Source organism: Mesorhizobium sp. M5C.F.Ca.IN.020.29.1.1 (assembly GCF_003997375.1).
GTDB lineage: Bacteria > Pseudomonadota > Alphaproteobacteria > Rhizobiales > Rhizobiaceae > Mesorhizobium > Mesorhizobium wenxiniae.
Genome location: NZ_RZSW01000332.1, coordinates 1 through 6,891, shown reverse-complemented (window position 1 = coordinate 6,891; position 6,891 = coordinate 1). Strand labels below are relative to the sequence as shown.

Sequence of the window (6,891 nt, the reverse complement as noted above, 5' to 3'; positions counted from 1 at the left end):
ATATCGACGAAATGCGCGAGAGTCCGGCTGTTGAGGTGGTGAAGCTTTTGTCAGATATTCCCAACCTGAAGATCATCGCGTCCGAACCCAACACAAATAGGCTGCCGCATGAACTCGAGGGTAAAGGCATCGTCTTTACCGATGCGCTTTCCGCCATCGACCAGTGCGATATCGTCGTCCTGCTGGTCGACCATCGGCAGTTTAATCTGGTTGATCCCGAAGCGCTCAAGGACAAGAAGCTCATCGACACAAGGGGTTTGTGGACCTGGCGCAAAGCACGCAAGCCCGACGCCCGCATCGAAGGCAAGAAAACAGCGCTCGAACACCTGGCACTTCCTGCAAGTGCAGAGGAGGCCGCATGAACGCGCACGACCCAGCATGGGCACAGCATCGCCTATTGGCGTCACGGCGCCGGGAATTCCTTGGCGCGCCGATCCATGCGCTGACCATGGCCGAGACGCTGGCCATCGCCGATGAGGCGATGACCCTGCGGCGGCCGCTGCATCATGTGGTCGTGAATGTCGCCAAGCTTGTGAACATGCGCAACAACGCCGAACTGCACGCGGACGTGGCAACGGCGGATGTAGTCAACGTCGACGGCATCGGCGTGCTTTGGGGGGCGCGTCTTTGCGGCGTCGCGCTTCCGGAGCGGGTAGCGGGTGTCGACATTATGATCAATCTGCTGAGCCTCTGCGCCACGCGGGGCTACAGGCTCTTCCTCCTGGGCGCAGAACAATCCGTTCTCGATGCGGTTAGAATGCGACTTGCCAGGGATCATCCGGGTCTCGTCGTCGCCGGCATGCGCAATGGTTATTTCAAGCCGGAAGACGAGGCCGGCATCGTCGAGGCGATCAACGCCTCGGGCGCCGACTGCCTGTTGGTGGCGATGCCGACGCCGCGCAAGGAGCGCTTTCTCAAGCGCTATCGTGACGAACTCACTCCGAGTTTCGTCATGGGCGTGGGCGGCAGTTTCGACGTCTATGGCGGCAAGGTTGCCCGGGCGCCAAAACTGGTTCAAGCGGCCGGTCTGGAGTGGTTGTTTCGCGTGGCACAGGAGCCGCAACGCTTGTGGCGCCGCTACTATGACACCAACACTGCCTACGCAGCGCTGCTGTGCCGGGAGTTATGGGGCCGTCGGGGACGCCGAAAGGTCGATCTATAAGTAAGTAAAGGTTGCCCCCAACAAGCGGGCGGCCGCCTGGGGCTACAGCCTCGGCCCAAAGTCGGAACCGCTTTTTCTAGGACTACGGCACGGGTCTATGCGAGCCGTAGCCGCGCCCGCAGCTTGGCTATGAATTGCATCGCGGCGGCAGGATAGAACAGCCAGGTCAGCCCGAAGAAAACCACTGCGCCAGCGGTGCCGCCCGCAACGAGCGAGAAGATAGCCGGCATATCGCCGAGAAGAGCGCTGGCAAGACTGGCGGCCAGCCCCGTGCAGACCGAAATGACGATCGAAACACCGATGTCGCGCCATGGCACCGGCACCGGCGTGAGCCGTTCGCTGATGATGATGCAAGCTAAAAGGCCTGCCAGCGATCCGCCCGCCAGCGCCAAAGCAGCGCCGACCTCCGCCATCGGAGGGATCAACAGCACGGACAGTGCGATTGTCGCCACCGAGCCGAAGGAATTGGCGATGATTAGCAGCCACGGCCGCTTGTGCGCGTGCACCACGGTGCCATAGACGAAGCTGGCGAGATTGGCACACAGCACGCTGAAGGCGATGATCGGAAAGAGCAGGCCGAAACGGCCGTGATATTCGGAGGGCAGCAGGAGCTGCGTAATATCGCTGCTGAGTGCGACCAGCATTGCTGCGACCGGCAGGCAAAGGCGCATCATCAAGGCCATCAATTGCGACAGCAGCTGGCCCGATGCCGCAGGACCGTCGTCGTCGAACCGGCTGACCACCTCGGGAAAGGCGCCCATGTTGATGGAATTGGCGACCATATCAATGGGCTGGCGGGCCAGTGCATAGGCTGCGGCGAAGATCGCCACTGCGCCGGCATCGTAATAGACCTTGAGGAACACACGCTCGGCGCTGTGCAGGCCGAAGCCTACCAGCGCCATGATGACCAGGGGCAAGCCGAGGACGAAGAACTCCTTTTGGGTGAAGCGTGGCGGACCGGCAACGACGCGTCGGGATGCCATGATGCCTGTCACGATACCGGCAATCAGCACGCCGAGGCTCGAGCCGAGCGATACCGTCAGAAACGAATCTTGAAACATGACGATGGCACCGATCGGCAGCGCGAGTTGCAGCACGGCGCGAAGGAACTCGAGGGTCGAATAGACCGAATGACGCTGCTGCATCTGCAGAACCGTCAACGCGAAGCGGCCGATGGAACCGGCGATCAGGTAGCTGCAGACGGCGATCGCGAACTCGACCCAGCGCTCCGGCACGATCACTGCGGAGGCGGCCACGGATATGATCAGCGCCAGGGCCGTGCTGGCAAGCAACACCCGCCCGGCCAGCATCAGGCTGCCACGGCTGACGTCGCCTTTGCCCCCAAGCCTGAGCAAAACGATGCGCAGCCAGTTGGTGACGGCAACGTCTGTCATTTCGCCGACGGTCACCACCAGGGTCAGCAGGCCATACTCGGTCTGATCGATCAGCCGCGTCACGATGACCAGCAGGAGCAGCGCGGAAATCCGCGTCAGCAGGATCGCCGGGGCATAGATGAGCGTGGAGCGCAGCAGCAAAGAGTTGTCCCCGGAAAATTCACCTTCGATTAACCGTCGACCGGCGGAAAATCCAGTGCGATGACGGCAAAGGGTGAACAGATTCAGTTTGAACTAACGGATTCGTCGTAAACCTTGTTTGAAACCTTGGCCTCGTCGTTCCGAATGGAGTCATGTTGCAGCGTCCGGTCCACAATCAAAAAGTCCATGTCCTTGTCGCGACGCCTTCGGGCGTTTCGGGGCAGGGTGGTATCGACCGCATCATGGGGGCGCTGAAGCAGGAGTTCGAGCGGCAGGAGATCGCCGACATCGATGTACGCTTCCTTGCCAGCCGCGGCTCGGGGCATGTCGCGTTTTCGATCTTATATATGTTTGACTTTTGCTTGCGGATGCTCGCGGCGCGTTTGGCGAAGCGCGCCGATGTCATTCACATCAACATATCGGTTTCCGGCAGCACCTATCGCAAGATGGTGATCGCCGCCTGCGCACGGCTGCTGTCGATACCCTATGTCCTGCATTTGCATGGGGCGCAGTATGAGACATTCTGGAAAGACGATCGCAGTTTCATGAGCCGCCGCATCGAAGCTCTGTTCGAGCGTGCCGGTCGGGTGATCGTCTTGGGCAGGCTTTGGCGCGACTTCGTCGCCAGCCGGGCACCGGGGGCGGCCGACAAGATTGTCATCGTTCCCAACGCCACGGCGGTTCCATCCTTGGCGCATGTCGGTGGCGGCGACCATGTGCATCTCCTGTTCCTTGGCCGCATCGGCGACCGCAAGGGCGTCCCGCAATTGCTGGATGCGCTGCACTGCATGGAGCCGATCAAGAGTTGGCGCGCCACGATCGCCGGCGATGGCGATGTCGAGGCGGCACGGATGAGAACGGCCGAACTGAGCCTTGCCGAGCGCGTTACCCTTCCTGGCTGGGTCGGCCCTGACGAGGTCGCTTCGCTGATCGCTTCGGCGGACATTCTGGTGCTGCCCTCCTTTGCCGAAAATCTGCCCGTCTCGGTCATCGAAGGCATGGCTGCAGGTCTCGCGGTAGTGACGACGCCTGTCGGCGCCGTAGAGGACATCATCGCCAACGAGCAATCAGGGTTGCTGGTGCCGCCCGGCGATGTTGCGGCGTTGACCGAGGCGCTGACTCGGCTGGTCGAAAATCCGGCATTGAGAGCCAGGCTTGGTGCTGCCGCGATGGCCGTGCATCGGGAACGGCTTGAGCTCGTACCTTTCGTCGGCGCGATCTGCGACGTCTGGAGGTCGGTCGCGTTAAAAGCTCAATCGGTCAAGCGCTGACGCCATCCTATGTAAACGTGGACGCTGAGCTGGCGCGCCGCGCAGGTGAGCCTAAAACGAGCAGCTGCGGGTCGAGCGCAATATCGATCCCATTGGCGTCACTGCGGCGCTCCAAGCTTAAATTCGCGATGGAATATCTCCAAATTCAACAGCGCCCAAATTAGCTTTTCGTGGTCTGCGGCACCGCTGGTATGCTCCGAGACGATTTGATCAAGGTGTTTGGCGCTCAAATAGCTGCGAATGACGGACTGAGAGGAGCAAAGATGGTCGTCCACGTAGTTCGTCATTGACCCGCGAAACCATTCGGCGACCGGCACCTTGAACCCGACCTTGCGGCGGTTGAGAATTTCCTCAGGAAGCATGTTGGCCATGCTGTTGCGCAAGATCAGCTTACCCTTCCGCCAACCCACCTTGTAGCGATCGGGCAATTTGCTGACGAACGCAACCAGATCGCGATCGAGGAACGGCATTCTTCCTTCGATTGAACCGGCCATCATCATCCGGTCGCCTCGTTCCAAGAGATTGTCAGGCAACCACGATGTCTGATCGAAAAACAGCGCGCGGCGAAGATGGGATGACTTCGCGCTTGAGGAGAACGGGAAGTCGTTGCGTTCATTGCGACAATTGGCCGGCGCACCGATGAGGCGACCGTGTTCCCGCGCTGTCATGGCCCCAAACCAGGAGATCATCCGAGTGGCAAAGTCCCTTTCGCCCGCGCTTCGGGCAAATGTATCGAACTTGGCCGATGCGCCAGGCATGGCGCGTATCAGAGGGGCGAGGACGTTGTTGTGAAGCAAGGCTGGAACGAGCGACCGGTAGATTCCAGCCAGTGACTCCGCGCGATGTTTGGGATACCCGCCGAGAATCTCGTCTGCCCCTTCCCCTGTGAGCACCATCTTGACGTCCTGCGAGGCTCGCTCCGACATCAGGTAAATTGGAATGTCCGAACTTTGTGAAACAGGCGCCCCCAGATGGCGAATCAACTTGGGCAGGTGGTCAATCAGGTCGTCCGCCTCAATAACCAGTTCGCAATGATCGGTCTTGAAATGATCGGCGACGCGTCGGGCGAATGGAAGTTCACTGTAAGCCGGTTCGCTGAAGCCGACCGAAAATGTACGAATTGGCTTGTCGCTGTGCTTGGTCATCAGGGCAACGATCGCTGACGAGTCGAGGCCTCCGGAGAGAAAGGCGCCAAAGGGTGCATCGCTGCGCATTCTGATCTCGACAGAATGGTCGAGCAGTTCCAGAAATCGCCGCTTGGCGGTTTCGTCGTCGATGTCCTCGGTCAGATCGGTTTGATCTGGAGGCGTATAATAGCGCGTTTCCGTCACGGTCCCTTGCGACCAAACGGCATAGCTTCCGGGGTTGAGTTTGCGGATTTGTTTAAAAAGCGTGCGCGGTCCAGGCACGTAACGCCAGCGCAGATACTCGTGCACAGCGTCCAGATCGAGCTGCTGCGCGTTTGGCTGCGATGACAACAACGCGTTGATCTCCGAGGCAAACGACAGCAATTTTTCGCTTTCCATGAGGTAAAGGGGCTTTTTGCCGAAGGGATCGCGGCCGAGGATCAATTCGTGCCTCTGAGCATCCCAGAGCGCAAAAGCGAACATGCCGCTCAATCGGTCAAATACGGACAAGTGCCACTGATCATAAGCTCTGAGCAGCACCTCGGTATCGGAGCGCGTTCGAAAATGATGACCGAGGCCGATCAGTTCCTGGCGCAACTCGATATAGTTGTATATTTCGCCGTTGAAAATAATTCTGAGACGGCCGTCGTCGATATGCATCGGCTGATTTGAATCGGCGTTTAAGTCAATAATCGCCAGGCGGCGATGCACCAATGCCAATTGGTTCCCGCCGGTGTTCAAGTCCAAGAACTCGGTGCCTTCGGCATCGGGGCCACGATGCCGCAATGCGTTGGACATTCCGGCGGCCCGATATTGTGGGTTCTCGACTCTCGGCCCGATCCAGCCGGCAATTCCGCACATCATCTCTTCCCTGGGCGCGCATGTTCGCGACGCTGTTTACGACGAATGTATTAAACACTTGGTTGCCGACGAACCGGATCGCGGAGAATGCCGCCAAGGTGTTTCAAAGGCGGGCTTGACCGGTTCGATCAGGCTCTGCCGGTCCTGAATGAGGTGCCACCGACGGTTGCCGCGGAGACGGCAGCTCTTGCCGTCGCGTGATTGATCACTAGCTTGTGGCGGGGACAGGATTGGCGTTGCCGCCCGGCCGCTCATCCGTCAAGAGGCGCAATGGCTACGGCAGGCCCAGTGCCCGCAACATCTCCTGGTCCGGGACCGCAGGCCCTTCGGGCCGGATAACGGTCATCCCATAGGGATTGGAGAATTCCCAGACAGACCATGGTATCGCGAAGCGTTCCGCCTGCTGGCGCACCGCCTTGAGATAGCGCAGACGGTCGGCGTCGAATGCGCCCATGCGGCCGTCCGCAGACATGAGGATCACACCGAATTCACCCATGAAGAGCCGTCGGCTTGGAATGCCATGCGCCTCCGCCCAGTCGACCGCCTGACGGAAGCTCGCCTCGAGTTGGCTCGAGCCCCAATTGTGCTCGAAATATCGGGCGATTGCTTCACGCGCCGCGACCATGTTCATCGTTTGCTCGACCGGGCTAAGGCCGGCGGCCTCCATCTGCGCTTTAAGGGTTTTGGTCACCTTTTCCGGCGTACTGCTGTCGGCCGGCCAGGGCAGGCCCGAGGCGAAGGCGCCTGTCCCGTCGGGCCGCTGGTGCGTGAAACTATGCGGCTCGTACATATGGAAGCTGTAGTAGAGGTTCGGATCGTCAAAGCCCGGGGTGAGATTGACCAGCCCGGCAATGCTGCCGCCACAGGCGCCTGTTGCGACGATGGTGAGTTCGCTGCTGACTGCGCGAATATCGCGGACCGTGTCTGCCATGATC

At 60.0% G+C, this 6,891-nt stretch carries 6 protein-coding genes; 3 read left to right on the top strand and 3 right to left on the bottom strand.

Annotated elements, in window-relative coordinates:
* Positions 1-362, top strand: a 362-nt coding sequence (locus tag EOA85_RS23100; protein WP_281033772.1) for a UDP binding domain-containing protein, incomplete at its 5' end; no start/stop codon positions are given.
* Positions 359-1,162, top strand: coding sequence for a WecB/TagA/CpsF family glycosyltransferase (locus tag EOA85_RS23095; RefSeq protein WP_127211302.1), 804 nt, complete (start codon positions 359-361; stop codon positions 1,160-1,162). The genes EOA85_RS23100 and EOA85_RS23095, both read left to right, overlap by 4 nt.
* A gap of 95 nt (positions 1,163-1,257) precedes the next feature.
* On the opposite strand, the gene EOA85_RS23090 is transcribed toward EOA85_RS23095, so the two are convergent.
* Positions 1,258-2,697: a polysaccharide biosynthesis C-terminal domain-containing protein gene (locus EOA85_RS23090; protein WP_127211301.1), complete on the bottom strand. Its 1,440-nt coding sequence runs from the start codon at positions 2,695-2,697 to the stop codon at positions 1,258-1,260.
* A 152-nt stretch (positions 2,698-2,849) separates the two neighbouring features.
* Here EOA85_RS23090 and EOA85_RS23085 point away from each other — a divergent pair, with 152 nt between their 5' ends.
* Complete coding sequence (locus EOA85_RS23085; RefSeq protein ID WP_127211300.1) at positions 2,850-3,968, top strand: glycosyltransferase family 4 protein; 1,119 nt, start codon at positions 2,850-2,852, stop codon at positions 3,966-3,968.
* 98 nt (positions 3,969-4,066) lie between these two features.
* Here EOA85_RS23085 and asnB read toward each other — a convergent pair whose 3' ends face one another.
* Both asnB and EOA85_RS23075 read right to left on the bottom strand, forming a co-directional pair.
* Positions 4,067-5,959: an asparagine synthase (glutamine-hydrolyzing) gene (gene asnB, locus EOA85_RS23080; RefSeq protein ID WP_245485963.1), complete on the bottom strand. Its 1,893-nt coding sequence runs from the start codon at positions 5,957-5,959 to the stop codon at positions 4,067-4,069.
* Positions 5,960-6,230: 271 nt separating this feature from the next.
* The coding region (locus EOA85_RS23075) for a cellulase family glycosylhydrolase (protein WP_164759818.1) at positions 6,231-6,891 on the bottom strand (661 nt) is incomplete at its 5' end.

Excerpts from the sequence above, each read along its gene's own strand:
- asnB (WP_245485963.1), bottom strand. The coding sequence starts at position 5,959 with ATGATGTGCGGAATTGCCGGCTGGATCGGGCCGAGAGTCGAGAACCCA.
- EOA85_RS23095 (WP_127211302.1), top strand. The coding sequence starts at position 359 with ATGAACGCGCACGACCCAGCATGGGCACAGCATCGCCTATTGGCGTCA.
- EOA85_RS23085 (WP_127211300.1), top strand. The coding sequence starts at position 2,850 with ATGTTGCAGCGTCCGGTCCACAATCAAAAAGTCCATGTCCTTGTCGCG.